Annotated in this window: 27 protein-coding genes; 4 read left to right on the top strand and 23 right to left on the bottom strand. The window is 57.8% G+C overall.

Going from position 1 to position 26,151, the window contains the following annotated elements; translation table 11 throughout:
- Window positions 1-5: 5 nt before the first annotated feature.
- The 11 genes from fliP to fliF form a co-directional block, all read right to left on the bottom strand.
- Window positions 6-776 (bottom strand): flagellar type III secretion system pore protein FliP, encoded by a 771-nt coding sequence (fliP, locus tag FDM28_RS06405; RefSeq protein ID WP_138514119.1) that lies wholly within the window; start codon window positions 774-776, stop codon window positions 6-8.
- Between the two features lie 7 nt (window positions 777-783).
- The gene (locus FDM28_RS06400; RefSeq protein ID WP_240791925.1) at window positions 784-1,038 is read right to left on the bottom strand and encodes a flagellar biosynthetic protein FliO; all 255 of its coding nucleotides are present in this window, start codon (window positions 1,036-1,038) and stop codon (window positions 784-786) included.
- A 66-nt stretch (window positions 1,039-1,104) separates the two neighbouring features.
- Window positions 1,105-1,545 (bottom strand): flagellar motor switch protein FliN, encoded by a 441-nt coding sequence (gene fliN, locus FDM28_RS06395; protein WP_138514115.1) that lies wholly within the window; start codon window positions 1,543-1,545, stop codon window positions 1,105-1,107.
- The gene (fliM, locus tag FDM28_RS06390; protein ID WP_138514113.1) at window positions 1,535-2,539 is read right to left on the bottom strand and encodes a flagellar motor switch protein FliM; all 1,005 of its coding nucleotides are present in this window, start codon (window positions 2,537-2,539) and stop codon (window positions 1,535-1,537) included. The genes fliN and fliM overlap by 11 nt, the downstream gene beginning before the upstream one ends.
- A gap of 18 nt (window positions 2,540-2,557) precedes the next feature.
- Window positions 2,558-3,130, bottom strand: a complete 573-nt coding sequence (locus FDM28_RS06385; RefSeq protein ID WP_240791905.1) for a flagellar basal body-associated FliL family protein — start codon at window positions 3,128-3,130, stop codon at window positions 2,558-2,560.
- A 109-nt stretch (window positions 3,131-3,239) separates the two neighbouring features.
- Window positions 3,240-4,445, bottom strand: a complete 1,206-nt coding sequence (locus FDM28_RS06380; protein ID WP_138514109.1) for a flagellar hook-length control protein FliK — start codon at window positions 4,443-4,445, stop codon at window positions 3,240-3,242.
- The gene (fliJ, locus tag FDM28_RS06375; RefSeq protein WP_138514107.1) at window positions 4,445-4,909 is read right to left on the bottom strand and encodes a flagellar export protein FliJ; all 465 of its coding nucleotides are present in this window, start codon (window positions 4,907-4,909) and stop codon (window positions 4,445-4,447) included. Before fliJ ends, FDM28_RS06380 begins: the two co-directional genes overlap by 1 nt.
- Before the next feature lie 24 nt (window positions 4,910-4,933).
- Window positions 4,934-6,364: a flagellar protein export ATPase FliI gene (gene fliI, locus FDM28_RS06370; protein WP_138514105.1), complete on the bottom strand. Its 1,431-nt coding sequence runs from the start codon at window positions 6,362-6,364 to the stop codon at window positions 4,934-4,936.
- Complete coding sequence (locus FDM28_RS06365; RefSeq protein ID WP_138514104.1) at window positions 6,351-7,061, bottom strand: FliH/SctL family protein; 711 nt, start codon at window positions 7,059-7,061, stop codon at window positions 6,351-6,353. Before FDM28_RS06365 ends, fliI begins: the two co-directional genes overlap by 14 nt.
- Window positions 7,061-8,062, bottom strand: coding sequence for a flagellar motor switch protein FliG (gene fliG / locus FDM28_RS06360; RefSeq protein ID WP_138514102.1), 1,002 nt, complete (start codon window positions 8,060-8,062; stop codon window positions 7,061-7,063). Before fliG ends, FDM28_RS06365 begins: the two co-directional genes overlap by 1 nt.
- A gap of 21 nt (window positions 8,063-8,083) precedes the next feature.
- Window positions 8,084-9,775 (bottom strand): flagellar basal-body MS-ring/collar protein FliF, encoded by a 1,692-nt coding sequence (fliF, locus tag FDM28_RS06355; RefSeq protein WP_138514100.1) that lies wholly within the window; start codon window positions 9,773-9,775, stop codon window positions 8,084-8,086.
- A 174-nt stretch (window positions 9,776-9,949) separates the two neighbouring features.
- Between fliF and fliE the strand changes: the two genes are divergently transcribed.
- Window positions 9,950-10,270: a flagellar hook-basal body complex protein FliE gene (gene fliE, locus FDM28_RS06350; protein WP_138514098.1), complete on the top strand. Its 321-nt coding sequence runs from the start codon at window positions 9,950-9,952 to the stop codon at window positions 10,268-10,270.
- Between the two features lie 6 nt (window positions 10,271-10,276).
- On the opposite strand, the gene FDM28_RS06345 is transcribed toward fliE, so the two are convergent.
- The 4 genes from FDM28_RS06345 to FDM28_RS06330 all read right to left on the bottom strand — a co-directional run bounded on the left by FDM28_RS06345 (window position 10,277) and on the right by FDM28_RS06330 (window position 14,188).
- Window positions 10,277-10,573 (bottom strand): flagellar protein FliT, encoded by a 297-nt coding sequence (locus FDM28_RS06345; protein ID WP_138514096.1) that lies wholly within the window; start codon window positions 10,571-10,573, stop codon window positions 10,277-10,279.
- 29 nt (window positions 10,574-10,602) lie between these two features.
- A complete protein-coding gene (gene fliS / locus FDM28_RS06340) occupies window positions 10,603-11,031 on the bottom strand; it encodes a flagellar export chaperone FliS (protein WP_138514094.1) in 429 nt (142 codons plus the stop codon).
- 65 nt (window positions 11,032-11,096) lie between these two features.
- The gene (gene fliD / locus FDM28_RS06335; RefSeq protein ID WP_138514092.1) at window positions 11,097-12,533 is read right to left on the bottom strand and encodes a flagellar filament capping protein FliD; all 1,437 of its coding nucleotides are present in this window, start codon (window positions 12,531-12,533) and stop codon (window positions 11,097-11,099) included.
- Window positions 12,534-12,706: 173 nt separating this feature from the next.
- Window positions 12,707-14,188: a flagellin N-terminal helical domain-containing protein gene (locus FDM28_RS06330; protein ID WP_138514090.1), complete on the bottom strand. Its 1,482-nt coding sequence runs from the start codon at window positions 14,186-14,188 to the stop codon at window positions 12,707-12,709.
- 332 nt (window positions 14,189-14,520) lie between these two features.
- On the opposite strand from FDM28_RS06330, the gene FDM28_RS06325 reads away from it, so the two are divergent.
- Window positions 14,521-15,999: a flagellin N-terminal helical domain-containing protein gene (locus FDM28_RS06325; RefSeq protein ID WP_138514088.1), complete on the top strand. Its 1,479-nt coding sequence runs from the start codon at window positions 14,521-14,523 to the stop codon at window positions 15,997-15,999.
- A 58-nt stretch (window positions 16,000-16,057) separates the two neighbouring features.
- Here the strand turns inward: FDM28_RS06325 and FDM28_RS06320 are convergent, their stop codons facing one another.
- The 8 genes from FDM28_RS06320 to FDM28_RS06285 all read right to left on the bottom strand — a co-directional run bounded on the left by FDM28_RS06320 (window position 16,058) and on the right by FDM28_RS06285 (window position 24,752).
- Window positions 16,058-16,714 (bottom strand): LbetaH domain-containing protein, encoded by a 657-nt coding sequence (locus FDM28_RS06320; protein WP_240791904.1) that lies wholly within the window; start codon window positions 16,712-16,714, stop codon window positions 16,058-16,060.
- Window positions 16,715-16,716: 2 nt separating this feature from the next.
- Window positions 16,717-17,613, bottom strand: a complete 897-nt coding sequence (locus tag FDM28_RS06315; protein ID WP_138514086.1) for an NAD-dependent epimerase/dehydratase family protein — start codon at window positions 17,611-17,613, stop codon at window positions 16,717-16,719.
- 15 nt (window positions 17,614-17,628) lie between these two features.
- Window positions 17,629-18,717: an FkbM family methyltransferase gene (locus FDM28_RS06310; RefSeq protein ID WP_138514084.1), complete on the bottom strand. Its 1,089-nt coding sequence runs from the start codon at window positions 18,715-18,717 to the stop codon at window positions 17,629-17,631.
- Between the two features lie 36 nt (window positions 18,718-18,753).
- Window positions 18,754-19,995, bottom strand: a complete 1,242-nt coding sequence (locus tag FDM28_RS06305) for a class I SAM-dependent methyltransferase (RefSeq protein WP_138514081.1) — start codon at window positions 19,993-19,995, stop codon at window positions 18,754-18,756.
- Window positions 19,992-20,555 carry a dTDP-4-dehydrorhamnose 3,5-epimerase family protein gene (locus FDM28_RS06300; protein ID WP_138514079.1) on the bottom strand — a complete coding sequence of 188 codons (564 nt, stop codon included), beginning with the start codon at window positions 20,553-20,555 and terminating at the stop codon, window positions 19,992-19,994. Before FDM28_RS06300 ends, FDM28_RS06305 begins: the two co-directional genes overlap by 4 nt.
- On the bottom strand, window positions 20,552-21,625 hold the full coding sequence (rfbG, locus tag FDM28_RS06295) for a CDP-glucose 4,6-dehydratase (protein ID WP_138514302.1): 1,074 nt from the start codon (window positions 21,623-21,625) through the stop codon (window positions 20,552-20,554). Before rfbG ends, FDM28_RS06300 begins: the two co-directional genes overlap by 4 nt.
- Window positions 21,625-22,395 carry a glucose-1-phosphate cytidylyltransferase gene (gene rfbF, locus FDM28_RS06290; RefSeq protein WP_138514077.1) on the bottom strand — a complete coding sequence of 257 codons (771 nt, stop codon included), beginning with the start codon at window positions 22,393-22,395 and terminating at the stop codon, window positions 21,625-21,627. Before rfbF ends, rfbG begins: the two co-directional genes overlap by 1 nt.
- Window positions 22,396-22,517: 122 nt before the next feature.
- Window positions 22,518-24,752, bottom strand: a complete 2,235-nt coding sequence (locus FDM28_RS06285) for a tetratricopeptide repeat protein (protein ID WP_240791922.1) — start codon at window positions 24,750-24,752, stop codon at window positions 22,518-22,520.
- 397 nt (window positions 24,753-25,149) lie between these two features.
- On the opposite strand from FDM28_RS06285, the gene flhD reads away from it, so the two are divergent.
- Both flhD and flhC read left to right on the top strand, forming a co-directional pair.
- A complete protein-coding gene (gene flhD / locus FDM28_RS06280; RefSeq protein WP_138514073.1) occupies window positions 25,150-25,476 on the top strand; it encodes a flagellar transcriptional regulator FlhD in 327 nt (108 codons plus the stop codon).
- Window positions 25,477-25,527: 51 nt separating this feature from the next.
- The gene (gene flhC / locus FDM28_RS06275; RefSeq protein ID WP_138514071.1) at window positions 25,528-26,067 is read left to right on the top strand and encodes a flagellar transcriptional regulator FlhC; all 540 of its coding nucleotides are present in this window, start codon (window positions 25,528-25,530) and stop codon (window positions 26,065-26,067) included.
- Window positions 26,068-26,151 lie beyond the last annotated feature (84 nt).

Here is a 26,151-nt window from a genome sequence, read left to right as displayed (position 1 = left end):
GTCCCCTAGGTCACAAAGCTGGCGGCCAACGAGCCGATCAGCAGATTCCAGCCATCCGCCAAAACAAACAGCATCAGCTTGAACGGCAAAGCCACCAAAACGGGCGAAAGCATCATCATGCCCAAAGACATCAGTACACTGGCCACCACGATGTCGATCACCAAAAAGGGGATAAAAATCATAAAACCGATCTGAAAAGCAGACTTCAGCTCACTGATCACAAAAGCGGGCACCAACACCCGAATCGGCGCCGTCTCGGCAGTCACATCGGGGGGCAACTTGGCCAGCTTGGCAAACAACGAAAAGTCAGACTGCCTCGTTTGCTTCACCATGAAGCCACGCACCGGTGCTTCTGCTTTGCGCAAGGCCTCATCAAAAGTCATGGTACCCTGAGAGTAGGGCTCGTAAGCATCGGCGTAAACACGGTCAAACGTAGGGCCCATGACAAACAAGGTCAAAAACAAAGACAAGCCGACAATGACCTGATTTGGTGGCGCAGACTGCGTACCCAGTGCCTGCCGCAACAAAGACAACACAATCACAATGCGGGTGAAGCCCGTCATCATGAGCAAAATGGCCGGGATAAAAGACAACGCCGTGAAAAACAGCAGCGTCTGAATCGGTACCGAGTAATTCACGCCACTCGGCCCAGCCCCTACCAACAGGGGCAACTGCCCAGGCGTTTGTGCAAACACACCGCTCACGCACAGCGACAGCGCGATCCCCCACCCCACACGCCCTGCCAAATGGGCCGCTAACTGATACACACGACGCATATACACCCTAAACCCCAGGGACCGTAGAAGGGCCATCGTAGTCATGCACGACAGTCGGAGCCGCAGCAGTATGCAAACAGGTAATGCCGTTACTACCGACCCCCAAAGTGAGCCACACCCGCGCGCTCTCAGGCCCGACTTCAACAGTCACTACTTTTTGATGCGGCCCAACGGCAACAGCCGAAATCACGCGATTCTGCTGACCAGCAACCCTGGCTGCAGAAGGCACGCGGGCTTTAAGCCAACGAATCAAAAAAGGCATGCACGCCAGCGCAAGCAGGAAAAAAATGACAGGAAGAAACTGCTGATACATCGGCTAATGCGCCGCTTAATTTTTACTGACACGTCGCAGTCGCTCTGAGGGCGTCACAACGTCTGTTAACCGGATACCGAACTTGTCGTTCACCACCACCACTTCGCCTTGCGCGATCAAGTAGCCATTCACCAACACATCCATAGGCTCACCGGCCAATGCGTCAAGCTCCACCACCGAGCCCTGCCCCAACTGAAGGATGTGTTTGATAGGAACCTTGGTACGCCCCAGCTCCACCGAGAGCTGAACAGGAATATCCAACACCATGTTGATATCGTTGACGTGTCCGTCCCCACTAGAGCTAAAGGGCTTGGGGCTATCGCCTGCCAACGGCCCGCCGGGGGCGGGGTCTGCGCCACCGTCACTGGCTTTTTGCTCCAGCAAAGCCTCTGCCCAATCTGCCATGCCGTCGTCGGCAGCGCCTTGTAGATCGTCGGGTTTGTCTTCAGATGGCATTACGTTCTCCCAACCAATTTTGGTCGTTACCGCGAAGCGCTTTTTCTATGCGAATCGCGTATTTGGAATTGTGAGTGCCGTACTGGCACTCGAAAATAGGAACACCGTCCACAGTCGCCTGAATACGCGGCTGACGATCCAACTCAATGAAATCGCCTTTCTTCATGCCCAGCAGTTGCTCCACCGTGGCATCGGCCCGCGCCAACTCTGCCACGATGGTGACCTCTGCGGCTTGAATCTCCCGGGTCAGTACATTCACCCAGCGGCGGTCAACTTCTATCGAGTCGCCCTGCGTGGAGGAGTACAACACATCTCGTATAGGCTCAAGCGTTGAATACGGAAAACTAAAGTGAATTGCGCCGGTGATATCCCCGATTTCCAACTGGAACGAGGTAGAAATCACAATTTCGCTTGGAGTCGCAATATTGGCAAACTGGGGCTGCATCTCAGAGCGCTGGTACTCCAGCTCTAAAGGGTAAATGCCCTTCCACGCCTTCTTGTACTCCGAGGTGATCACATCAACCAGCCGGTTAATCACCCGCTGCTCTGTGGCCGAAAAATCACGCCCTTCAATCCGAGTTTGAAATTTACCGATACCGCCATACAAGGTATCAATCACCCCGAACACGAGTGCAGGCTCACACACCACCAGTCCGCTACCGCGCAAGGGGCGAATGGCCACAATATTGAAATTGGTGGGAACTGCCAGCTCGCGCAAAAACGCGCTGTAGCGCTGGACCACCACCGGCCCCACGGAAATCTCCGGGCTACGACGAATAAAGTTAAATAAGCCAACCCGCAAATTGCGGGCAAACCGCTCATTCACGATTTCCATCGTCGGCATGCGCCCACGAACAATCCGCTCCTGGCTGGAGATGTTGTAAGCACGGACTTCGCCGTGCTCAGCCGCTTCCTCTACGGTCTTCTGGCTCTCGCCAGTGACCCCCTCCAGAAGGGCATCAACTTCTTCCTGGGAAAGAAACGATTCGCTCATAGCAAGCCTTCAAGCCCTTCACTGCACAATAAAGCTGGAAAAGAGCACATTGGTCACAGGGTACTCCACGTGCACCGCCTTTTTCTTTTTCTTCTTGGCTGTGGACTCCTCCTCTTCCTCACCACCACCGAAAGGCACAGACGCCGCACGCAAGATGTCTTCGGCCAACTTCTCTTTGCCTTCCGGCTTGAGCAGCTCCTCCGCATTGCGCTGAGAAATCAGCATAAGCACACTACTCCGGATGGTGGGCAAATAGGCCTTGACGGTGTCGGAGGCATGTGCATCCATCACTTCCAGCGTGATCCCGACCTGCGCCACCCGCTCACCACCGGGGTCTGCCAAGTTCACCACCATGGGGTCCAGCGGCAAATAAACCGGTGGTGTTTTGGGGGCCGCGTGGGCGGCGGCTTTTGCCGGTGCAGCCGCTTCTTCCCCCCCGTCTTCAGCAGCAGCGCGCTGCTTGCTGATAAAGAAAAAAGCGCCTCCGCCCCCCAACACCAGAACCAGAACGGCCCCGATGATGATGATCAACATTTTTTTGCTCTTCGCTGGCGGTTTGGCTGCGTCGGCCGCTTCGGGTTTTGCTGACACGTGAGTACCTCAGATGCTTTCAATGACTGGATTATTCACGGCCGCCCCACGGGCAAAGCATGAATAACGGTGATTATTCGATTCTTCTACGCATTTTCGCCAAAAACATTCACACAAACAGATCTATGGAGCGGCTAGAGGCCGCTGCACCGGGTCTGGCAACCACCTTGGCCTCCTGGGGAGCTGCCTCCACTTTTGCAGCCCGCCATCCCGATGACTTATTGCCAGATTGCTGTTGCGACGAGTCTCCTGCATGGGAAGTGCCGACTGACACGCCGGAAAGCAGCACGCCTTGGCGGTCCAGAGAAGCCTTCAATTCCACACTGGCGTTGGCCAATGCATCCCGTGTTTGCGCCTCATTGGAGCGGAACATCACGTGCGCCTCTTTACCCTGCATGGAAATACTGACCTCCACCGGATTCGTCCCAAACCCATCCAAGGTCAACTCCGCCTTGTGCATGTCGCCGCCGGTCCAATAGCTCACCTGCTCGGCAAACTGGCCATCCACCGGTGCAGCATCGGCACTGGCAACTACACCATCCACACCCATTGCGCCACCTGTGCCCGTGGGCACACCCGCGACCACATCACTGACGGGCAATTTGTGTGTGGTTTGCGCATCTTGGAGCTTCTCCCGCTGGCCACCGAGGGCCAAGGTACTCACTTCCGGCGCGCGGAACACAGTCGCCGCCACCTCCCGCACCGCTTTGACCACAGACTCCGGCAAAGCGAACTTGCCTTCCGCACTCTGCCCGCTAGAAGCCTGCTTGGAATCGCCAGCCCCCGCATCAGTGACGTTAGCGGCATTGGCAGCATGAGCGGCAGCATCCAGTGCCGCCTTGCCAGATTTCACAACGGACGAACCGGCTTTAGTTGCCCCAGCGTCTACGCCCAGCGCGGCATCTGCACGCAACTCTCCGGCACGGGAAGACGTTAACCGTGTGGCACCAACGGCAGGAGCTGCGCTGGGCTCGGGCTGAGACGCTCCAGCCAGCGCAGGCGCTAGCTGCAACTGCGCCAGCAATGCCGATGGATCGGGGGCCAATTGCGTGGCCTGCTGTCCATCCGCAGCCACACCAGTGAGCGTATCGCCCCCAAGCCCGGCCAACAATCCGACAGCAGCGTCACCGTCTTCTGCACTACCGGCGCCCACCGGAGAAACGGTTTGTGCATCCATCAAGCCCAAAATGGACAAAAAGCTTTGCCCACCTTTGTCTGCGGCGTGGGAGGCACTGCCTGATTTGCTTGCCCCATCCGTACCAGCGTTGCTAGATGCCTTGGTAGGAGGTGCTTTAGGTGCGAGTTCAATAGCCATCATGCGTCCCTATGTGTTTGTTGGGCCCGGGTACGGGCAAACAATTGCGCGGCCATTTCGTCCATGGCAGCTTGCTCGCGCTTGCGGGCGCGGTGCTCCGCCTCCAAACGGCGATTTTTCAACACTGCATTCAGCCCGGAGAGTCGGCTTTCCGCCGCCAGTAATTGCTGTTTGGCAGCATCCACCTGGCGTTGAAGGTTGGCAATCACGCCATGCTGCATGTCCATCGCTTGCTGCAGACGCCCGCTGAACTGGTAGTGGTGTTTCATCAATTCCACCGACAGGCCCGATGCACCACGCGACATCCAGCGGCCGTCCGTCTCGCCGGCGTAAGACCGAAGTTGCTCCATTTGCATATCCGCCGACTGCACGCTCTGCTGGCACTGCATCAATTGGCGGCTGCATGCATCACGCTTGCGTTCTGCGAGCGAAATGGCAAGCAACAGACCTGAAGAATCAGCCATGCAACACCTGCAAACCAAAGCTCATCATGGCAAGGCCTCCACCGAGGTACTCAGCGCCAACTCCGCCAGAGCCTGCTCCATGGGCGCAGCCTCAAACATGTCTTGCTGCAAAAACTGATGCATGCCGGGTTGCAGTGCGATGGCTTCGTCCAACACGGGGTCGGAACCCGGTGCATAGGCACCAATCTGCACCAGATCGCGCCCTTTTTGATACTTGGAATACAAACTGCGGAAGCGGCGAGCCTTTTCGAAATGCCCGCGATCCACCACGTTGTGCATGACACGGGATGCCGACTGCTCCACATCAATCGCCGGATAGTGGCCGGACTCGGCCAGTGCGCGGGACAACACAATGTGTCCGTCCAAAATCGCGCGGGCAGCATCCGCAATCGGGTCTTGTTGGTCATCGCCCTCCGACAGCACGGTGTAAAACGCGGTGATGGAGCCCACCCCGTTCAAACCATTACCGCTGCGCTCCACCAACTGCGGCAACTTCGCAAAACACGACGGTGGATAGCCCTTGGTGGCCGGTGGCTCACCAATAGCCAAGGCGATTTCGCGCTGCGCCATGGCGTAACGGGTGAGGGAATCCATCAACAACAAAACATGTTTGCCTTCGTCGCGGAAATGCTCTGCAATCGCCGTGGCGTAAGACGCACCTTGCATACGCAACAAAGGAGGCGCATCAGCAGGTGCAGCGACCACCACCGAGCGGGCACGCCCATCCTCGCCCAGGATGTCCTCAATGAATTCCTTCACTTCACGGCCTCGCTCGCCGATGAGGCCGACCACAATCACATCCGCTTGGGTGTAGCGGGCCATCATGCCCAGCAACACACTCTTGCCGACACCGGAGCCAGCAAACAAACCCAAACGCTGGCCACGCCCCACTGTCAGCAGGGCATTGATGCTGCGCACCCCAGTATCCAGTGCCTCGCGCACCGGCGCACGATCCATGGCGTTGATGGGCTTGCGGTCCAGCACGCGGGCGGAGACGTTGTGCAATGGACCCATCCGATCCATGGGAAACCCTTGGGAGTCCACCACCCGGCCCAGCAAACCGTCACCCAGCGGCAGACGCAGCATGCCGGAAGAGGAGGCATCCACAGAAACTGCTTTTTCACCCAAGCGGGGTACGGGCACAAATGCAGCTGCCGCAGCCACGCCTGCGCCGCTGGACAGCCCATGCACATCACCCGCCGGCATCAAAAAGGCGCGATCGCCCGAAAAACCTACCACCTCGGCTAGCACCGGCTCGCGCGCCTTCATGGTGATGACGCATTGGGAACCCACGGGCACCCGGATGCCACTGGCCTCCAGCACCAAACCTGTTAATTTGGTCAAAGTGCCACGCACTTCCAGAGACGACTCCTCCGACACCGCGCCCCGCGCATGTGCAAAGTAGTCTGTCCACTTTTGGGTGGTCGACACAGGGTTGTCTTCAGGCGATGGCATCCGACTCATCCCACTGTGCGTCCAGCCCTAGGGCTGCAACGGTCTTTTTCCAACGCTGCTCCAACGTGCCATCGACCACGGTGCCGGCAGCTTCCACCAGGCAGCCACCGCGGCTGATCGCGCTGTCTGCCAACAGGGTCAGCGACAGATTGGAGAACTCCTGGCGCAACACCTCGGACAGCACTTCCATATCCAACGGGTTCATGCGCACCAGCGCAGCTTTACTGTCGATAGCCAGCACACTCAAGGCCTCACGCACCACGGGCTGCAACGCATTCGGATTGCTGGACATTTCATGCCGCAGCACTTGGCGAGCGATTTCGCAGGCCAGCTCCAAAACCCCCCGGGCCATGACTTGCTCCGACTCCGCCAACTGGGCTTGTGCCGATGCAAACAAGCCCGCAAAACTCTGGGCTGCGGTTGCACCTTCGTTGGCAATGTAGTCATTCAGCTGCCGTTGCCCCTCCAAGGTGGCTTGGGCATGGCCTTGGGCGTAACCCTCGGCGTAGCCTTGCGCATGCCCTTCAGAAAAAGAAGACTGGCGAACCACTGCCTCTTTGGCCTGCTCTTCCGCCAGTGCTTGAGCGGCCAATTTGGCAGCGAACTTGGAAGACGCTTTGTCCACATCTCCGAAGCTCCAATCGGTGACGGTGCCCAGCTCTTCCCCCGGGATAAAACGTGCTTGGTTTCTTGTCATCACACCATGGCGTCGTCGCCACCTCCACCGCCAATCACAATCTGGCCCTCGTCTGCCAAACGGCGTACGACTTTGAGAATTTCCTTCTGCTGCGCCTCCACCTCAGACAAGCGCATGGGTCCGCGGGACTCCAAGTCTTCCTTGAGGGTAGCTGCCGCACGGGACGACATGTTGGCCAAAATTTTGTCTTTGAGCTCAGGCTGAGCCCCTTTGAGCGCCACGATCAGCACATCGGAAGACACCTCTTTCAGCACCATCTGAATGGCCTTGTCGTCCAACTTGAGCACATCGTCAAACACAAACATCTTGTCCATGATCTTCTGGGCCAAATCGGCATCGTGGCTGCGAATGGACTCGATCACGGTGCCCTCGATGGCGGTACCCATCAGGTTGATCATTTCGGCCGCTGTCTTCACGCCACCCAAAGAGGACTTGCGAATCTTGTCGCCGCCCGCCAGCACCTTGAACAACACTTCATTCAAGTCTTTGAGCGCAGTGGGCTGAATGCCTTCCATGGTGGCCACACGCAGCATGACTTCATTGCGCTGGCGCTCAGTCAGGTTTTTGAGCACATCGGCCGCCTGGTCGTAGTCCAGGTGCACCAGAATCGCCGCCACGATTTGCGGGTGCTCGTTGCGCAGCAGCTCGGCCACCGAGAGCGGATCCATCCACTTCAGACTCTCAATGCCGGATACGTCACCGCCCTGCAAAATGCGGTCGATGAGGAGCGCTGCCTTATCGTCGCCCAAGGCCAGCTTGAGCACCGAGCGCACGTAGTCGCCCGAGTTGGACACCAGCAAGCTCTGGGAAGCCGCTACGCCAGTGAATTTTTCCACCACCTCGTCCACCTTTTCGCGGGAGAGCTGGGTGGTTTTGGCGATTGCCTCGCCGAGGCGCTGCACCTCTTTGGGTGACAGGTGCTTGAACACCTCGGATGCCTCGGCTTCGCCGAGAGACATCATGAGGATCGCTGCGTCTTGGAGTCCGTCGTCATTTGCCATGGGGGTATTTTGCTCCGGGTGTTACGCCGGTGCCTCTCCATTCATCCACGCTTTGACAATATTGGCCACAGCCGCCGGGTTATCCCGGGTCAGCTTACGGGCATCTTCCAAGCGAAGCTCACCAGGAGAAGCTGCGTGAGGCTCATTCGAGGCGCTCGGACCTGTGAGCTGCGGACGCTCGGGCTGGTCGTTCTCAATGGCGTCGAGCTGGGCCAGATCGCCGGCTTCCGCCATGTCTGCTGCTACGGGTGCGGGTTGATTCATCGCCTTCATGGCAGGGCGGATCACACCAAGCAACACCAAAGCAGCCAGGCCCAAGGTACCCAGTGGCCACGCCAAGCTGCGTGCCAACTCCTGCACCTCCGGCTGACGCCACACAGGAATATCGTTCACCTCCACTTTTTCAGGAGCAAAAGGCGCATTCATCAAATTCACAGAATCACCACGATCCTGGTTGAATCCCACGGTTTCACGCACCAACGCTGTCATTTTTTCCAGCTGAGCCTCTGTCAAAGGCACGCTGGTCGTCACGCCCTTGGCGTCAGTGGTGGTTTGGTTGTTGAGTACCACGGCCGCGTTGATCCGCTTGATCACGCCCACCGCGCCTTTGGTGACACGCACCGTCTTGTCCACCTCGTAATTGATGATGGACTCCTTCTTGGAGGAGCTGTTGTTGGCTTGAGAGCCGGTTTGGCCATTGGCCGCCACGGTCTGCGGCTGGCCGTTAATAGGCGCAGCAGGCTGGGCAGGTGGCTGGTTGGTGGTAGCTCCCGGCACGCCGGAGGGGGCTGCGGGCTGCGCGCCGTTGGTGCTTTCTACCAGCTGCTGGCTGCGCACCGCGCTGCTGTCAGGCGCCTGGTTGGGCTTGTGAGACTCCGTCGTACTCTCGGTTTGAGAGAAGTCCAGCTCCGCTGTAACCTGCGCCTTGACGTTTTGCTTGCCCACCAGCGGCTCCAGCATGTCCAGAATGCGGCGGCTGTACAACTGCTCGATCTGCTGCACATATTGAAGCTGCTCAGCGTCCACGCCGACTGCAGCATCAGGATTGGCGGACAGCAGCTTGCCAGTGTCGTCCAGCACGCTCACCGCATTGGGGTTCATTTCCGGCACGCTGGAGGCCACCAAGTGCACGATACCAGCCAACTGGTTTTTGTCGAGCGCGCGGCCGGGGTGCAAACTCAGCAAGACGGATGCAGACGGTTTTTGCTGCTCGCGAAAAAAACCGTTCTGATTCGGCAAGGCCAAATGCACGCGAGCGCTGGACACCGAGGCCAGCGCCTGAATAGAGCGAGTCAACTCCCCCTCCAGACCCCGCTGGAATGTCAGGCGCTCCTGGAATTGGGTCATGCCAAAGCGATTTGCCTCCATCATCTCAAAACCATTGACCGAGCCCTTGGGCAACCCTTGAGATGCGAGCTTGAGGCGCACGTCGTGCACACGGTCGGCAGGCACCATGATGGCGCCGCCGCCTTCGGTGTACTTATAGGGAACATTCATAGTGGTGAGCTGGGCAATGACTGCGCCACCGTCTTTGTCTGCGAGATTGGAGTACAGCACCCGCCACTCGGCTTGGCGCCCCATCACCAGGCCGACCACCGCAATCGCGACAAACAAGGCCACTCCCAACGCCAAACGGATGCGCTGGCCTTGGTCCAGAGCGTGTAGGCGTTGCCCGAGGGTGGGGTTAACAGGAATCGTGGCAACTGCGGGCATGTCTTGGTTTCCAGGGCTTGAGCGGTTGGTTCTCCGCGTTAGTGGAGCCGATTATTTGCCCCACCCTCCAAAACATTAGGGTAATAAGCCCGCCATTTACCCGCCAATTCAAAAATTTATCGATGCGATTGCAGGAATAGGATTCGCGGCAACCCAACCTACAGGGAACCCGATATGGACCTCAAGCTCACCCCCGTCTCCATGCCCAGCAGCATCCGCCCCTCAACTGGCATCAAGCCCGGCGGAGCTACAGGCGCAGCCGCTGCAGGCGGCGCAGGCTTTTCCGGCGCCCTGAAAGATGCCCTTGGCTCTGTCAGCGCGGCACAAAACGAGTCGACCCGGCTACAAAAAGAAGTACAAATGGAAAATCCTAAGGTCAGTCTGGAGGAAACCATGGTGGCGATCCAGAAAGCCCAAATCGGCTTTCAGGCCACGCTGCACGTACGCAATCGCATGGTACAAGCCTACACAGACATCATGAATATGCAGGTGTGACTCGCGTTAATGCAAGTATTGCTGAGAACCTTCGAAGCGCTGCTCGCAGTGCGCAAGCCAAGGCTCAGCCAAATAACGTATTTGCGCGTCGTTGTTCAAGATGCGTTGCATGATGCGCGTCTTCTCAACACGCGCTGCAGCATCTAATTCTTCGCTTTTGGCGTGTTGTCGCAGTTGCTCTATCAAAACGGCACATGCACCTTCAAATCGCACAACACCATCCCAGTCCTCCGCCTTTGCAGCTTCTAGCATTTTGGCGCTGCTTTCTTCGATGGCTTTGTAAAAATCAATTAGTAAACTCATGCTAATTCACCTTGCAAGTCAACCATGAATTACATATTCACCGAAATAGAAGGCTGAAACGAGCCAAGTTGGCGCATTTCATTCCACCCTTTTGCAATTGGCTGAATTAAATCTACAACCTCTGCCATAAGCGAATCGTCATTACGTACATTTGCCAGGGTGAGTTGTCGTACACAGTATGCGTACAAATCACTCAAATTCGCGGCTAACTCTCCACCATCTACGCGATCAAGTGCTGTACTCAACCCCTCTTCCAGAATGCGTATGGCTTTAGCAATCGCATTTACCTTAGTTAAAACATCTCCGCGAGCCATTGCACCGCGCGCTATTGCAATAGAGTTCAAGACCCCTTCAAACAGCAACGCCGCTAGTTTGTGTTGATCAATCACGTTCATGCTGGTCTCAACACTGATTCGTTTGTAAGCATTGGCTGTGCGGTCACTGTATGAACTGAACATGATGCGGGCCCTTTTTGTGTATTACTTGAGTTATCGGCCGTTACACAAAAAACTGAACAGAAATACTAGCCCGTCGTCTTATTCCAAGCAGTCACTTGCTGCGCAACGTAAGCATTGATACCGTTCAGTTTCGTCAACTGCGTATCCAGAGCGTTGTAGCGGGCTGTGATTCGCTTCTCATAGGCATCAACTTTGGCATTCAGGGTCGTTTGATCTTTAGCATTCTGTTTAAGACTCAGCTGCAACGACGCATCTTTCGATCCAAAAAATCCAGTCACCGAGAGCAAGTTTGTAGTCACCGTTTTAATTTTTACAGCAATTCCATCGGCTGAGCCCCCGCCAGTACTCCGAAACAAGTTCTTTAAGTTTTCTGGGGCGTCTGCTATCGCTTTTCCCAGCTTAGTACTATCTACAACCAAATCCCCACCTCGCTGCTGAGTTATGCCGACATCTGCAAGACGCGTAAATGCACCACCACTAGAGGTCGTAGCTTGTATGACATTCCTCAGAGTGTTCTGCAACGTGATTGCTGTTGAATCCCCTTGCAGTAATCCACCCGCACTGGTTGCAGGGTCGTACTTCGTTGCCTCTTGCAGTAACTGATTGATCGCGTTGTAAGCTTTGACAAAGCTATCAATGTTGCTCTGAATAGTGCTGTTGTCTTTCGTCACATTGATTTCAACAGCAGCAGTTGTTACTTGTTCTGCCTTGAATGTCACACCAGAAACAGTCGTTGCAAACGTGTTGGTAGAAGAAGAAACTGGAATGCCATTTACCGTTGCTTTTGCATTGGCTGCCGCCTGGGTCACAGTTGCACCTGCGACCAAACGAGAAAGCCCCGATGCATCGGTATTTGCAACACTTGCAATGTCTGTGTCACCCGCCTCCATTACCCCCAAGCGGAAGCCGAAATCTTCGCCTGTGGACTTGGAGCGCAACAACAAACGGTCACCAGTTGCATCAGTCAAAACTGATGCTGTGACTCCCGCACTAGATCCATTTATTTTGCTGGCTATGTCTGCCATGGTGTCACTCGCACTGACCGCAATATCCACCGGAGCAGTGCCGCTTGTAGCTGTAAACGTGGCGGGCGACGTTGCCCATTTGCCAACCTCAAGGCGTAGAGTGCCTGCACCAACGGCTGTAGCACTTGGCAATATTGAGGCAGATGCTGTTGCTTGCGCTTTGGCCAAAGCTTGTACCTCAACACTGAATGTTGTGGGTAATGTTCCGCCCAGCGCAGAAGCTGATACGTACTTGCTATCAGAAGACACTGCTGTGACAGCATTCCACCCAGTGACACTTGTCAACTTGCTCGTTGCATCAGACAACGTTGAAACGAGTGACTTAATTTGCCCAAAAGCAGAAATTTTTGTACTGACCGTCGCTGCCTGTAGCTTCAGCGTATCCAAAGGCTTTTTTTCGAGCGCTACCAACTGAGAGATGATGCTTTTCACATCAAGCCCGTTGGTACCTACGCCAGGTGAGGAAATCGTGGCCATGGACTGCTCCTAAATTTAGTCTTGCGTATTATGAAAACCAATTGCGTTTTTGTCTCCCAGATAAGTACAAGCAATTAGGCCCATTTGTGCCTCTGAATACAAACGGGGGGCAACGCTGTTGCCCCCCGTTTGATTCATCTGGTGTACGCTTTCAACAAAAGCGCTTCACTCAATCAGCGCAGCAAGGCAAGCACACCTTGGGGCAGTTGGTTCGCTTGCGCAACCATCGCAGTACCTGCTTGTTGCAAGATTTGTGCACGCGACAGGTTCGCAGTTTCAGAAGCGAAATCAGCATCCAAGATCCGCGAGCGCGAGGAAGACAAGTTCTCAGAAGTCACTTGCAGGTTCGAAATAGAGGATTCAAAACGAGACTGCAACGCACCCAGCTTTGCTCGCTCTCCGTTAATAAAAGAAAGTGCAGAGTCCACTGTTTTCAGCGCATTGGTGGACTTATCAAATGTAGTCACATCCAAGTCAGCAACCTTTTGCAAGGCGGAGCCACCCGTCGTTAAGGCGTTACTGGCAGAGGTTACTGCAAAAGACTTGTCGGAATCCAACGTAATGTATCCACTTGCGGTCGTGAAATTCGCATTGGTATCCGCTGCCAAGCTTACCCCACCACCCACTGCAGCTCCAGCAGCATTCAGTTTAGTCACTGTTGTTGCACCCGCATTTTGAACGGCGGTATCTCCCACTACAACATCATTACCTGAGGTATTTGTCAAAATTACACGATCACCGGCGCTATTGAGAGAGGCCGTGATACCAGTCTTGGCCGCTTTATCGTTAATCGCAGATACTGCTGCAGACAAGCGATCTGCACCCGATGTAGCAGTTAGGGTGAACGAAACGGTCTCTGCGGTTGTATTGTCGCCTTGCAACGATAAGGTGTAAGAGCCTGCGGTCGCCGCAATATCTAACTCCACTTGGGTACGTGCCGTCGCGGTTACACCTGAGTTGGCCTTCACGGCATTGATTTGGTCCGCAATCGTCTTGGCAGAAGAGCTGCTCGCCACGTTCAGGGTAGCTGTACCCAAAGAACCGCTAATGGACACCGCACCGGAAGTAACGCCATTGGCTGGTACAGAAGTAGCTGCTGCAGCTGCTGACACACCAGCTCCGGCCGACGCTAAATTCTGATTGTTGCCATACACACTGGTACGCAAGTTGGCAGTAGCCGCAGTAATAGTCTGGTTCGCATTGGCGCCCACTTGGAATTGTTGGGTGCCAAACGTGCCATCCAACAACTTGGAGCCGTTAAATTCTGTGGTCTGCGAAATACGATCAAGTTCAGAAACAAGTTGCGAAACCTCTTGCTGTAGCGCTTGACGATCACCAGCGCTGTTAGACGCGTTAGCCGACTGCACAGAGAGCTCCCGCACACGCTGCAGGATGTCGCCAGAAGCCTTGAGCGCACCTTCAGCGGTTTGCGCTAAAGAGATACCGTCGTTAGCGTTACGCACAGCCTGGTTCAAACCCTTGATCTGGCTGGTAAAGCGCTCAGAGATTGCGAGGCCGGCAGCATCGTCTTTAGCGCTGTTAATGCGCAAGCCAGAAGACAGACGCTGAATAGACGTATTAAGCGAACTCTGGCTTGCTCCCAGATTGCGCTGTGCGGTCAACGAAGCTACGTTGGTATTGATGGTGGATGCCATGACAAATCTCCTGAAAAGAACTGACTGAATATGGCGTTTCCGCCAACTGCAGACCAGAACCCCTGGCTACAGCTTTCACTTACCAACTTGTAGTTAGCCAGTGAATGGCGGGAGCTAGCTCATCACTTTGCATCCCGTTGGAGTTCATTTCGGGTGTTTTCCGTAAAACTTTAGCCGGGAAACAAAAAAATGCGGGGATTTATGGCGCTTTATCCCGGCAACACGAAATCTCACCTTCACCACAATCCCACCATCGTTCCTAAAAAGACCGCCGGTGAGGCAACGATTAGCCCGGCAGAAATGTTTTCCTTCAGCTCTGCAGGAGTCACGCAATGGCATCTACTATCAACACCAACGTTTCATCGTTGACCGCACAGCGCAATCTGGGAGCAAGCCAGAGTTCGCTTAATACGTCTATTCAGCGCCTGTCTTCTGGCTTGCGCATTAACAGCGCTAAAGACGATGCTGCCGGCCTCGCAATCTCTGAGCGCTTTACCAGCCAGATCCGAGGCTTAAACCAAGCCGCACGCAACGCAAACGATGGCATCTCGTTAGCGCAGGTTACGGAAGGTGCACTGAAATCTGCTGGTGATATCTTGCAGCGCGTGCGGGAACTATCTGTGCAGTCGGCCAACGCGTCTAACAGCGCCGGCGATCGTCAAGCGCTACAGCAAGAAGTCGGTCAACTGGTTGCTGAACTTGATCGTATTTCGCAGACCACAGAATTTAACGGCTCCAAGTTGTTGGATGGCACGTTTGGCACCCAACAATTCCAAGTGGGCGCCAATGCGAACCAGACTATTACTGCGGCTACTGCCAACTTGCGTACCAGTGTGTATGGCAACAATCAGAATTTAGCGTCGGCCGGAGCTGGTGTGTCAGCAGCTGCAGCAGCTACTTCTGTACCAGCCAATGGCGTTACTTCCGGTGCGGTGTCCATTAGCGGTTCTTTGGGTACAGCTACCCTGAACGTGGCGAGCAGCTCTTCTGCCAAGACGATTGCGGACCAAATCAATGCCGTGAAGGCCAACTCAGGTGTAACCGCGACAGCACGTACCCAGGTAGAGTTAAATATTGCGGCGACCGCAGGCTCTTACACCTTGTCGCTGCAAGGCGACAATACAACCGCAGAGACCGTTTCGTTCACCCTAACTGCTACATCGGGTGCAGATCGCTTGTCTGCAGCGGTTGCCGCAATCAATGACAAATCAGCAAAAACAGGGATTACCGCCACGCTAGAGGCTGACAAGATCATACTAACTAACGCGACAGGCAATGACATAGTGGTCGGCGACACTGCTATTCAAAATGCTGGCGCAACAACAGTCACCAAACTAGATGCTGCTGGAGCTGCAGTGGGTGGTGGGGTAAGCTTGACAGCGGATACCAATGCGAATTTCACGACCGCAAGTGGATACATTACGTTGGATTCCGACAAGTCTTTTGCAGTAACCTCTGCCAGTAATGCTATGACAAGTGGCGGCTCCTCATTACAGAAGGTAGCTGACCTTGATGTAACCACTTTTAATAAAGCCACGAATTCACTAAAAACTGTCGATTCAGCGCTTTCCTTTATTAACGGAGAGAGAGCAAAACTGGGTGCTTTGCAGTCTCGCTTTGAATCTAGTATTGCGAGCCTGAACATCACATCGGAAAACTTATCTGCTTCCCGTTCGCGAATTCAAGATGCAGACTTCGCGGCAGAAACCGCCAATCTGTCACGCGCACAGATACTGCAACAAGCAGGCACTGCCATGGTGGCTCAAGCTAATCAGTTGCCACAGGGCGTACTCAGTTTACTCAAGGGCTGACAATCGAACTTGCAAAAAAACCCATAACCGCTGTAGAACGGTTATGGGTTTTACACATCTAAAGTCGAAAAATATCTTGCAATCCTGGGCGCCGAGTTTTCTTAAATACCACCTGACCACTTGAACCTGGGTAAACGGTGCAATTCCCAGGCGTATCTGTGTTTATGAGGTGAGTACCGACAGACAATACCGAGCCACTGCCCACTTGGCAAGTGCCGATGATGGCGGTGCCTGCATACATCACTACCCCCTCGCCCAGTACGGGGGCCGCGCCATGGTTTTTGCCCACGGTGGAGTTCTGATACACCACTAGATAGTTGCCGTAAGTGGCCTTGGCAAAGACGATGCCCACCGAGTGGCCAATGAACATCACCTCCGGCATCTCGATCTCGTAGAACAAATCAATCCCGTTAAGCGCCTTGTTCAGGCCAAACAGCTTGGTGCACAGCGTGCGGTTACCTGTCGCCTTCCAAATCGTATTGGCCAGGTAATAGAGAAACAACGTGTACTGGGTGGAATGCAAATGGTCAAACTCATTGGGCGTCCACCACCGCACTTCGTTAATACAGCGGCCCAGCCGCGCCAGGGCGGCATCCATATGGGCCGCCAGCACCACCGGGGCATCGGAACCAAGCCCATCGGGGTAGAACGTGGCCAATTGCCGGGCCACGTAGGTGGAGAGTTCGTTGCGCGACAAATGCAGTGGCTTGAGCATGTTCAGACTCCTTGGCCAGTGGCCCACAGTGAATCCAGCGCCGCCAGCAGCCCTCGGGGCTGCCATTGCAGCTCCGTGCACATGCGCTCGGTGCTGATACGCGGCGTGGGGGCTGGCCGGGTATCCAGCAAGGGCTGCACAGCACAACCCCAGCGCTGCTTCAGGTAATCAAACAGCTCGGCATTGGACACATTGACCCCATAGGCCACGTTGTACACCGGTGCCCGCCCTTGCACGGCAATGCGGATCAAGGCATCGACCACGTCGTCCAGGTGTACGTAGTCGCGGGTGAAATGGGGTGATGACTGCACGGCGATCTGCCTAGCCCCGGAGGCACGGGCCTGCAGCACTTGCTTCAGCAAGGTGGACAGAAAGCCATCGGCATCCTGCGGGCCTTCGTACACGCACGCCAGCCGCGCAACGCGGGCCCGCCCCTGCCCCGCCACATGGCACAGGGATTCCCCCAGCCCCTTGGAGAGGTCATACAGATGGCGGGGGTTAGCGGGGTCCATGGGCAGCACGGCATCCTCGCATGCTTCGCCCTCGTCCCCTAGATCACCCAAACCGTCGTACAGCCGGGTGGACGACAAATAGACCAGCGACTGCAGCCTGCCCTGTGCCAGCCCGTACTGCAGCACCTGCGCCAGGTGGCTGACATGGGCCTGCACGGTGTCGAAGGGGCGGGCCAGGTAGTCGGCCGTGAGCCCCGCGCAATACATCACATGGCCCAACACATGGCCGGGCGGCAGCTGCCAGGGCCACGTCTCATGGCGGGCCGGTGCCCAGACCTGCGCGCCACGCGCCCGTAAGGTGGCGCACAGCCGCTGCCCCACAAAACCTGCCGCCCCCACTACGGTGAAGTACTGGCCTTGCACATCAAGGTCATCCGCACGCGACATCAAAAGCACGCCCCTTCAGAACCCGCCCACGGGGTGGTGCAGGTGCGGGTCCTTGTGCGGCAGCAGCTTGGGGCTGACGCCTTCCACGATGCGGAAGGCACTGCCCTGCACACGCGCGGCGTTGGGCACGGCCAGCATGTTGAAGCCATGGGGCGGGCCGTCCAAGTACACCGAATCCAGTGGCACCAGCTCCACGGGCTGGCCGGGCATTTCGCGGTGGGAGTTGATGTCGCGCACCGCATACACGGTGTAGCCCAAGTCCAGCAGCAAGCGGCACAGGGGCGTGGCATGCAGGCCTTGGCTCCAGTCCACATACGTGCGGTGCAGCTCGAACACCACATGGGGCTTGTCACGCGCCAGCACTTGCTTCGCGCCTTGCAGCGCCGCCAGCTCGGCCCCTTCAATATCCAGCTGGATCAGGCCGATGCGGCGGCCCTGTTGCTGGGCGTAGTCGTCCATGGCCACGGTGTCAAAGCCGCTGCCGTCCTGCACGCTGACCATGTTGGCAAACGAGTCGAACCCGTCGAGCCGCATGCGCTCGCCGCTGCGGCTCCACAGTCCTGCCACGTTCACCACCACGTTGCTCAGGTGGTTCAGGTCGATATTGCGCTGCAGCATAGCCGCCTGCTGGGGATTGGGCTCAAAGCAGTGCACCTTCAGGTCGCGCCCGGCGAGCTGGCGGGCCACCAGCACGGCCTGGTCGCCAAAGTACGCACCGCCCACCAGCACGTCGCCTTGCAGGTCGAGCCCCAGCTCCAGCAGCAGCTTGGTGGTTTGTGGCTCCCACACATGGCTGGGGTGCTCTGATTCAGACAGCAGAAAGTCGCGGGCAATCTTAGTGCGGTACAGAAACTGAAAGCGCGTGCCGTCGGCCAGCACCTTGTCGTACTGGTCGGTGTCCAGGTGCAGGGCGTCGATGATGGGGCCCACCACCTCGTCGCGCACCGAGCCCGCGCAGGTAATGTGCCCCTCACACTCGCGCAACAGCGCAATCATGCGCGCACGCATCGCCGGGTCGCGCCCCAAGGTTTGCATGGCGAGCTGCAGGCGCTTGCCGTCCAGGTCACGCGGGTCATTGCTGGTCACGGCAGGGGTGAAAGTCATGGCACAGGGCTCCTCAAATTCAAGCGATAGGGCAATTCAAAACACTTCTAGCCGTGGCACAGCCACAGCGAACTGGCCGCCCCAGCTGCGCACATCGCCCAGCTGGCTGGCGACTTCATCACGCAGGTTCCAGGGCAGGATCAGCACCCGGTCTGGACGATGCTGGCGCAGGTAGGCTTCATCGACGATGGGGATGCGGCTGCCCGGCAGGTACTGGCCTTGCTTGGCGGGGTTTTTGTCCACCACGTAGGGCAGCAGGTCGGGCCGCACGCCTGCAAAGTTGAGCAGGGTGTTGCCCTTGGCGGCAGCGCCGTAGGCCCCCACGGTGAGGCCATCGGCCTGGCACTGCAATAAAAACGATAGCAGCTCGCGCTTTATCCGCAAGGCCTGGGGCTGAAAATCGCTGTAAAAACGTTCGCCCAGCAGGCCTGCAGCCGCTTCGGTGGCCAGCAGTTGCGCCACGCGGGCGGCACCTTCGGGTGTGGCCTGGGGATGGGCAGTGGCGTCGGCCCGGGCGGCAAACACCCGCAAGCTACCGCCGTGGGTAGGCAGCTCTTGCACATCCACCACCACCAGCCCATTGGCCGCAAAGATGCGCTGTACTGCGGTGAGCGAGAGGTAGGAATAGTGCTCGTGGTAGGCCGTGTCGAACTGACAACCCTGCACCATGCGCAGCAGGTGCGGAAACTCGAACGTCGCCACGCCGTGGAGCTTGAGCAGGCGGGTGAAGCCGCCCACAAAGTCGTTGATGTCCGGCACATGGGCCAGCACGTTGTTGGCGGCGATCAGGTCGGCCTGGCGGCCAGCACCGGCCAACTCGTCGGCCAGGGCCACGCCAAAGAAGCGCTCGATCACCGTGAGCCCCAGCGCCCGCGCGGCCTTGGCGGTGCTGGCCGTGGGCTCGATGCCGTAGCACGGGATGCCCGCCTGCTGCACGTACTGCAGCAGGTAGCCATCGTTCGATGCCACCTCCACCACGCAACTGCTCGCGCCTAAATCCAAGCGCTGTTGCATGGCCTGCACATAGGCTTTGGCATGGGCGAGCCAAGAGGTAGAAAACGAGCTGAAGTAGGCGTAGTCGTGCGTGAATAGCGCTTCGCGCCCGGCGTGGTCTTCAGTCTGCACCAGCCAGCAGTGCGTGCACACCAGCACGCGCAGGGGGAACCAGACCTCGGGCGCACGCAGGGCAGCCTCACTCAGGTAGGCGTTGGAAGGGGGCGCGCTGCCCAGATCTAAAAACGGCAGGTGCAGCGGCTGGCCGCAGTGTCGGCACTTCACAGGCGCACTCCTTCAAACAATTCTGTCAGCAGCGTGTGGCTGCGGTCGCGCTCAGACATCTCGCCCACCGGCAACGGCCAAGGCAGTGCCAAGTGCGGGTCCAGCGGATTCAGTCCGGCCTCTGCGCCGGGCGCGTAGGCGGCGGAGTGCAAATACAGCAACTCGGCATCGTCGCTCAAAGCCTGAAACCCGTGCGCAAAGCCGGGCGGGATGAGCAACGCACAGGCGTTGCCCTGCGACAGGCGCTCGGCGTGCCACTGCAAAAAGGTGGGCGAGCCTGCGCGCAAGTCCAACGCCACGTCCCACACCTCGCCGTGCAGGCAGCTCACCAGCTTCATCTCGGCATGGGGCGGGCGCTGGTAATGCAGGCCGCGCACGCTGCCGCGCTGGCGGGTGATGCTGTGGTTGATCTGAGCGATGGGCTGGGTCCAACCCACGGCGGCTAACTCGTCGGCGCAGAACATGCGCTCGAACAGGCCGCGGGCGTCTTGCAAGGGCTGGCGCTGCACGAGCACCAAACCGTGCAGAGGCAAGGGGGTGCATAAGAAATGCGAACTCACGCGGTAGCCTCCCACGCGTCCAGGTCGGCCAGACACAGAGCGCGGGCATCGGCCCCGCCGTGCTGGGCGCGGTACCAGGCCATGGTGCGGGCCACGGCGGTGTCCAGACCCCAGCGGGGGGCCACGCCAAGTGCTTGGCGGGCATGGGCGGTTTCCAGCGCCAGCCAGCCCGCCTCATGCGGGTTTTTACTATGATTTTCATAGCTGGTTGCGCTCGATGGATAAGCGCCAGAGGCCATTTTGACCACATGTCCCACGGTGGCTGCCTCGTGCGGCAGTGGGCCAAAGTTGTAGGCCCCGGCGCGGGTGGGGTTGGCCCACAGGCGCTCGGCCAGGCACAGGTAGGCGGCCAGCGGCTCGATCACATGCTGCCAGGGGCGCGTGGCCTCAGGGTGGCGAATGTGCAGGGGCTGCCCGGCGCTCCAGGCGCGCACGGCGTCGGGCAGCAGGCGGTCGGTCGCCCAGTCCCCCCCGCCAATCACATTGCCCGCCCGCGCCGTGGCCACGGCCACACCCTGCGCAGCCAAAAAGGCATCGCGGTAGCTGGCGATGACGATCTCGGCCGCCGCCTTGCTGGCGCTGTAGGGGTCGTGGCCGCCCAGCGGGTCGTCTTCACGGTAGGGGTAGGCCCATTCGCGGTTGCGGTAGACCTTGTCGGTGGTCACCACCACCACGGCGCGCACATCGGTTTGCCCTCGCAGCGCATCGAGCACATGGGCCGTGCCCATCACGTTGGTGGAGTAGGTAGCCAAAGGGTCGGCGTAGCCCGCGCGCACCAGCGCCTGTGCGGCCAGGTGCAGCACGATCTGCGGGCGCGCCGCCTGCACGTGGGCGGCCACGGCCTGGGCATCGCGCACATCGCACTCATGGCTCGCATACACGTCGTCGGCCACACGGGCCAGGGTGAACAGGTTGGGCTCGGTGGCGGGCGCCAGGGCCAGGCCCGTCACCTCGGCACCCAGACGGGCCAGCCACAGGGCCAGCCAGCTGCCTTTGAAGCCGGTGTGCCCGGTCAGCAGCACACGCTTGCCGCGCCAAAAGTCAAGGGTGGGCTGCACACGGTTCGACATCACCAAGTCTTCCAAGGGGCCTGGCCGCTTTGCCACAGGTCTTCGAGCAGGTTCTTCTCGCGCAGCGTGTCCATGGGCTGCCAAAAACCGGTGTGCTCAAACGCGCGCAGCTCGCCGCTTTGGGCCAAGTGGGTCATGGGCTCCAGCTCCCAGCTGGTGGTATCGTCTTCAACCAGGTCAATCACCGCAGGCTGCAGCACAAAAAATCCGCCGTTGATCCAGCCGCCGTCACCCCGAGGCTTTTCTTCAAAACCTTCTACTGCATCGCCATTACGAACAAGTGCACCGTACCGGCCGGGAGGCTGTACTGCCGTGACGGTGGCCTGGCGGCCATGAGCACGGTGAAAGGCAAATTGCGCGGTCATGTCGAGGTCTGCCACGCCATCACCATAGGTAAAGCAGAACGGCTGGCCGGGCTCCAAGTACTCCCGCACCCGCCGCAGGCGCCCGCCAGTCAGGGTGCCTTCGCCCGTGTCCACCAGTGTCACGCGCCAGGGCTCGGCATGGCGGTGGTGTACTTCCATGCGGTTGTTGGCCATGTCGAAGGTCACATCCGACATGTGCAGGAAGTAATTGGCGAAATATTCCTTAATCACATAGCCCTTGTAACCCAGGCAGATAATGAAGTCGTTGACGCCGTGCGCAGCATACATTTTCATGATGTGCCACAGAATAGGCCGCCCCCCGATCTCGATCATCGGTTTGGGTTTGAGGTGCGACTCTTCGGAGATGCGGGTTCCGAGCCCGCCAGCGAGCAGTACGGCTTTCATGGCGTCAAGCATAGTGAGTCAAGTCCGACGGGCAAAGCTGGTGTCGGGGGGGAAAGACGGTGCATCTTGAACCATTATCTATCACCAAATGAGTCCTGAGCCCTAGGGCCCCACATTAAGCATTACTGAGAAGTTGCGCACCAACGGGCAAACATCTGGTCATAGGCGTCCTCCACATCGCGGGCGAAGCCGGGTTCGTCCATCAGGGCCGAGGTCTGCATCTGTAGCCGCAGCCGACGGCGGACATCCGCGAGCCGAGGGAGATCGGAGGCCAGAGCCACCAGCTTGTCCACGTACTCAGCCTCAGAATGCGCGATCCATTCCGGCCGCCCCACTGCGGCCAGTACCGAAGCGCCTAGTGTTCCCATGCTGGGCGTACCCGCTAGGGATACGAATGGCAGCCCCATGTAGAGCGATTCCATCAGCGTGGTGCCTGAGTTCTGAGGGAAACAATCCAGTGCAATGTCAATACGGCGCAGGACGTTCCACGGCGGGCTATCAAAGCCCATAACCACACGCTCCCGCGCAATGCCCAGGGCCTCAAATCGCTGCCACCATTGCTCTTGCTCGTTCGCCTGGCTGAAATTGCCGCTGTTTAGCTCCAGACGCGAATGGGGCACCCGCTTGAGCAGCTCAGCCCAGGCACGGATGACCCGCTCATTCAGTCGCACGGCGCGGGTCAACGAACCAAAGGTAACGCACCCTTGAGCCAGTGCAGGCAATTCGCTGACCTCTCCTGCGTCGGGATTTGCCCGGTACACCAATGCAGTGTGCGGCAAACGCCAAGGCGTTTCCGAAAAGAGACGCTCGTAGCCGGGTGGAACGGTAACGGCATCGGTGAGGTAGTAATCAATCGCTGTCAATCCGGTGGTGTAACCCGAATCCAGCCAGTGCAACGATACCGGCGCCGGCTTGCGCGCAAACGCACCCAGCCGATGCCCCTTGGTCTGTCCAGCAATGTCCACCAGAATATCAATGCCGTCCGCACGGATGCGGTCGGCCAACTCATCGTCGCTCATCTGGCGGGTATCTATCCAATGCTCGAACAAGGTTCGATAGTGATCGGTGACGTCATCCTCGAGCTCGTAAAGACCGGAGTAGGCAAACAACTCCACCCGATCATGCGAGTGGTGCTCCAACAAGGGCATCAGAAAGGGCCGACAGGCATGCGTGCGAAAGACCGGTGCCACGTAGCCCACCCGCAAGCGCCGCCCCGGCTCCCGTACGTTCGTGTGCGAGCGCCAGTGGCCCCGGTAGGGCTTTCCAAAATGCTCATTGAATCGTTGATATGCCGCGTAGCGCACCAGCGGGTCCATGTCCGGAATGCAGTTGGACACGAACAGCAAACAGCTGTGCGCGGCCTGGTCCTTGGGATCCACCTCCAGAGCATGTCGCAACACCTCCATGGCTTCGGGCAAGCGCCCCTGGTCTTTGAGCAGCATGCCCAAGCTCACATGCGCCTGTGCCTGGGTCGGCTCTAGCTCTATAGAGCGCCGCGCGCGCGCTTCGGCCTCTGTGAATCGGTTCATTTCGCCCAGCAGGATCGCCAAGTTCAGCAACGCCCGAGACTCCTCCCCCCCTGCATCCATGCAACTGAGGTAAGCCTTCTCAGCATCTTGCAGACGGGCCTGGGCACGCATCACGATGGCCAGATTGAACCAACCCTGCTTGAACTTGGGCGCATGGCGCACTGCGCAGCGCAGCAACACCTCGGCCTGCACCATGTCGCCCTTCACTGACCGCGCCAGGCCATAGTTGCTGAGCATGTCCACATCACCAGGATGGAGTGCCAGCGCTCGCCGCATTGGCTCAATCGCTTCGTCGGAGCGATCGAGCCGCATCAAGGCTGCACTGAGAGACTTCCATCCCATGGCGCATTGCGGATACTGCCGGGTCATCTTGCGCCCCAAGGTCAAGACTTCTTCAAATCGCTGCTCATCAAAAAGGCGCGTAATCTCCCGAATCTGGCTCTGGGGCGGCAGGCGGCCCTGCACAGGCTTGGACTGCCAAGCCGCATGCACAGCAGTGTTCACCAGGCGCTCCACCATCTCCCCAACGGCTGCCGGTGCGAGCCCTGCACGGCGCGCGTCCTCCAAAATATTTGCCGCCAGTTCGTTCTCTCTGGCCTGCATCAGCGCATCCACCAAACTCACCCAGTACTGTCGGTTTTTGGGGTTGGCCTGTAAGGCGGCCTGAAAAAACGGCACTGCAGCCAAGAACTGCCCGCACTCCACGGCAATTGCACCTAAATTGTGATTCGCATCTGCATGGTTTGGCACGAGGCTCAAGACCGCACGGTACAACTCTTCTGCCTGAGGTAAATTTTTTTCTCTGTGAAAACTCAGAGCAAGAGCCATGGTCTTTTGGGACAGCGCATACACCGGCGACTCCGGATCAACCAAAGGCACTTCCAACGTATCACCAGACTGAGTCGCTTGCATTTAACAGTTACCCTATTTCCAAACACATGCGAGCGACCAGAACATTAGGTGCGCTCACTGTTAGTCCGCTGATAGTGACATCGCAATACGAACGTTAAACCCCAAAAAAACACTTAATGACATGCTCTATTTTCAATAAATAAGAGTTTGTAGGAATTTCCCTTACAACAACGTCAGCAATAAGCCGACACCAACCTTAGTCATCTTCCGATTCAAGTTCTGGACGCTGAGTTTCAGAATCCATTCCATGGTTTGCAAGCAAGAAATAGCCGGCAAACACCCCGCAAATTGCTTTACCGGAATGGAGAGTCACATGACCAACGAACAAATCCTCGCCGAAATCCGCGAAGCCAACATGACGTACCTCATGCTGGCCCAAAACCTGATTCGCCAAAACAAGGCCGAGGCCCTGTTTCGCCTAGGCATGTCGGAAGAGTCTGCCGACATCATCGCGGCGCTGTCTCCCGCGCAAGTCATGCGAATTGCATCCACCAACATGCTGCTGTGCCGCTTCCGGGTGGACGACGACATTGTGTGGAACCTGCTGACCAATCACTCGGTCACCAAAGTGGACAACGACGCTACCACCAAGCTGCACGCCAGCATCCTGATGGCCGGCCGCTTCGCCGAAGCCGTTTAAGCCCTCACCCGTACCTTCCCGCCTCACCCGATTTCGCCCAGGAGCAGCACCATGGCCACCCAAAAAAGTGTTTTGAACGATTCCAAGCAAGTGGAACGCGCAGTGTCTTTGATTCAGTTGGGCGCACGCCTGCAGGTGCTGGAGAGTGAAACCGAGTTGTCTTACGAGCGCCTGTTGCGCCTCTATAAAGAAGTGGCCGGCCGCTCCCCCAGCAAGGGCCAGTTGCCCTTCTCGACCGAGTGGTTCCTGACCTGGCAGCCCAACATCCACGCCTCGCTGTTCCAGAACACCTACGAATACCTCACCAAAGTGAGCGCGATGGAAGACATCGACGCCATCATGGCCGCCTACCGCCTGTACACAGAGCAAATTGAAGCCTGTGGCGTGGAGCCCCTGCTGTCTATCACCCGCGCTTGGCGCTTGGTGAAGTTCATCGACAACAACATGCTCTCCATGACCAAGTGCTCCAAATGCGGCGGCCACTTTGTGTCTGAAGCCTACGAAAACTCCCGCCACTTCGAGTGCGGCCTGTGCAGCCCACCCGCCCGCGCCGGCAAGGGCGCATCCGGCGGTGGCATCCTGCTGCACTAATTGCTACAAATTCAATAGCTACTTGCGCACACTCCATATGCGCCAGAGGCCTATTTGGCAATAAATTCAAGCCACCTTCATTTG

This window comes from Rhodoferax bucti (assembly GCF_005876985.1).
GTDB lineage: Bacteria > Pseudomonadota > Gammaproteobacteria > Burkholderiales > Burkholderiaceae_C > Allorhodoferax > Allorhodoferax bucti.
The sequence above is the reverse complement of the archived record's forward strand: the minus strand, read 5'-3'. Positions and strand labels throughout refer to the sequence as shown.

Bases quoted from the DNA above. Each gene is read 5' to 3' on its own strand.
- fliP (WP_138514119.1), bottom strand. From the start codon at position 776: ATGCGTCGTGTGTATCAGTTAGCGGCCCATTTGGCAGGGCGTGTGGGG.
- FDM28_RS06400 (WP_240791925.1), bottom strand. From the start codon at position 1,038: ATGCCTTTTTTGATTCGTTGGCTTAAAGCCCGCGTGCCTTCTGCAGCC.
- fliN (WP_138514115.1), bottom strand. From the start codon at position 1,545: ATGCCATCTGAAGACAAACCCGACGATCTACAAGGCGCTGCCGACGAC.
- fliM (WP_138514113.1), bottom strand. From the start codon at position 2,539: ATGAGCGAATCGTTTCTTTCCCAGGAAGAAGTTGATGCCCTTCTGGAG.
- FDM28_RS06380 (WP_138514109.1), bottom strand. From the start codon at position 4,445: ATGGCTATTGAACTCGCACCTAAAGCACCTCCTACCAAGGCATCTAGC.
- fliJ (WP_138514107.1), bottom strand. From the start codon at position 4,909: ATGGCTGATTCTTCAGGTCTGTTGCTTGCCATTTCGCTCGCAGAACGC.
- fliI (WP_138514105.1), bottom strand. From the start codon at position 6,364: ATGCCATCGCCTGAAGACAACCCTGTGTCGACCACCCAAAAGTGGACA.
- FDM28_RS06365 (WP_138514104.1), bottom strand. From the start codon at position 7,061: ATGACAAGAAACCAAGCACGTTTTATCCCGGGGGAAGAGCTGGGCACC.
- fliG (WP_138514102.1), bottom strand. From the start codon at position 8,062: ATGGCAAATGACGACGGACTCCAAGACGCAGCGATCCTCATGATGTCT.
- fliF (WP_138514100.1), bottom strand. From the start codon at position 9,775: ATGCCCGCAGTTGCCACGATTCCTGTTAACCCCACCCTCGGGCAACGC.
- fliE (WP_138514098.1), top strand. From the start codon at position 9,950: ATGGACCTCAAGCTCACCCCCGTCTCCATGCCCAGCAGCATCCGCCCC.
- FDM28_RS06345 (WP_138514096.1), bottom strand. From the start codon at position 10,573: ATGAGTTTACTAATTGATTTTTACAAAGCCATCGAAGAAAGCAGCGCC.
- fliS (WP_138514094.1), bottom strand. From the start codon at position 11,031: ATGTTCAGTTCATACAGTGACCGCACAGCCAATGCTTACAAACGAATC.
- fliD (WP_138514092.1), bottom strand. From the start codon at position 12,533: ATGGCCACGATTTCCTCACCTGGCGTAGGTACCAACGGGCTTGATGTG.
- FDM28_RS06330 (WP_138514090.1), bottom strand. From the start codon at position 14,188: ATGGCATCCACCATCAATACCAACGTAGCTTCGTTGACCGCACAGCGC.
- FDM28_RS06325 (WP_138514088.1), top strand. From the start codon at position 14,521: ATGGCATCTACTATCAACACCAACGTTTCATCGTTGACCGCACAGCGC.
- FDM28_RS06320 (WP_240791904.1), bottom strand. From the start codon at position 16,714: ATGCTCAAGCCACTGCATTTGTCGCGCAACGAACTCTCCACCTACGTG.
- FDM28_RS06315 (WP_138514086.1), bottom strand. From the start codon at position 17,613: ATGTCGCGTGCGGATGACCTTGATGTGCAAGGCCAGTACTTCACCGTA.
- FDM28_RS06310 (WP_138514084.1), bottom strand. From the start codon at position 18,717: ATGACTTTCACCCCTGCCGTGACCAGCAATGACCCGCGTGACCTGGAC.
- rfbG (WP_138514302.1), bottom strand. From the start codon at position 21,625: ATGTCGAACCGTGTGCAGCCCACCCTTGACTTTTGGCGCGGCAAGCGT.
- rfbF (WP_138514077.1), bottom strand. From the start codon at position 22,395: ATGAAAGCCGTACTGCTCGCTGGCGGGCTCGGAACCCGCATCTCCGAA.
- FDM28_RS06285 (WP_240791922.1), bottom strand. From the start codon at position 24,752: ATGGCTCTTGCTCTGAGTTTTCACAGAGAAAAAAATTTACCTCAGGCA.
- flhD (WP_138514073.1), top strand. From the start codon at position 25,150: ATGACCAACGAACAAATCCTCGCCGAAATCCGCGAAGCCAACATGACG.
- flhC (WP_138514071.1), top strand. From the start codon at position 25,528: ATGGCCACCCAAAAAAGTGTTTTGAACGATTCCAAGCAAGTGGAACGC.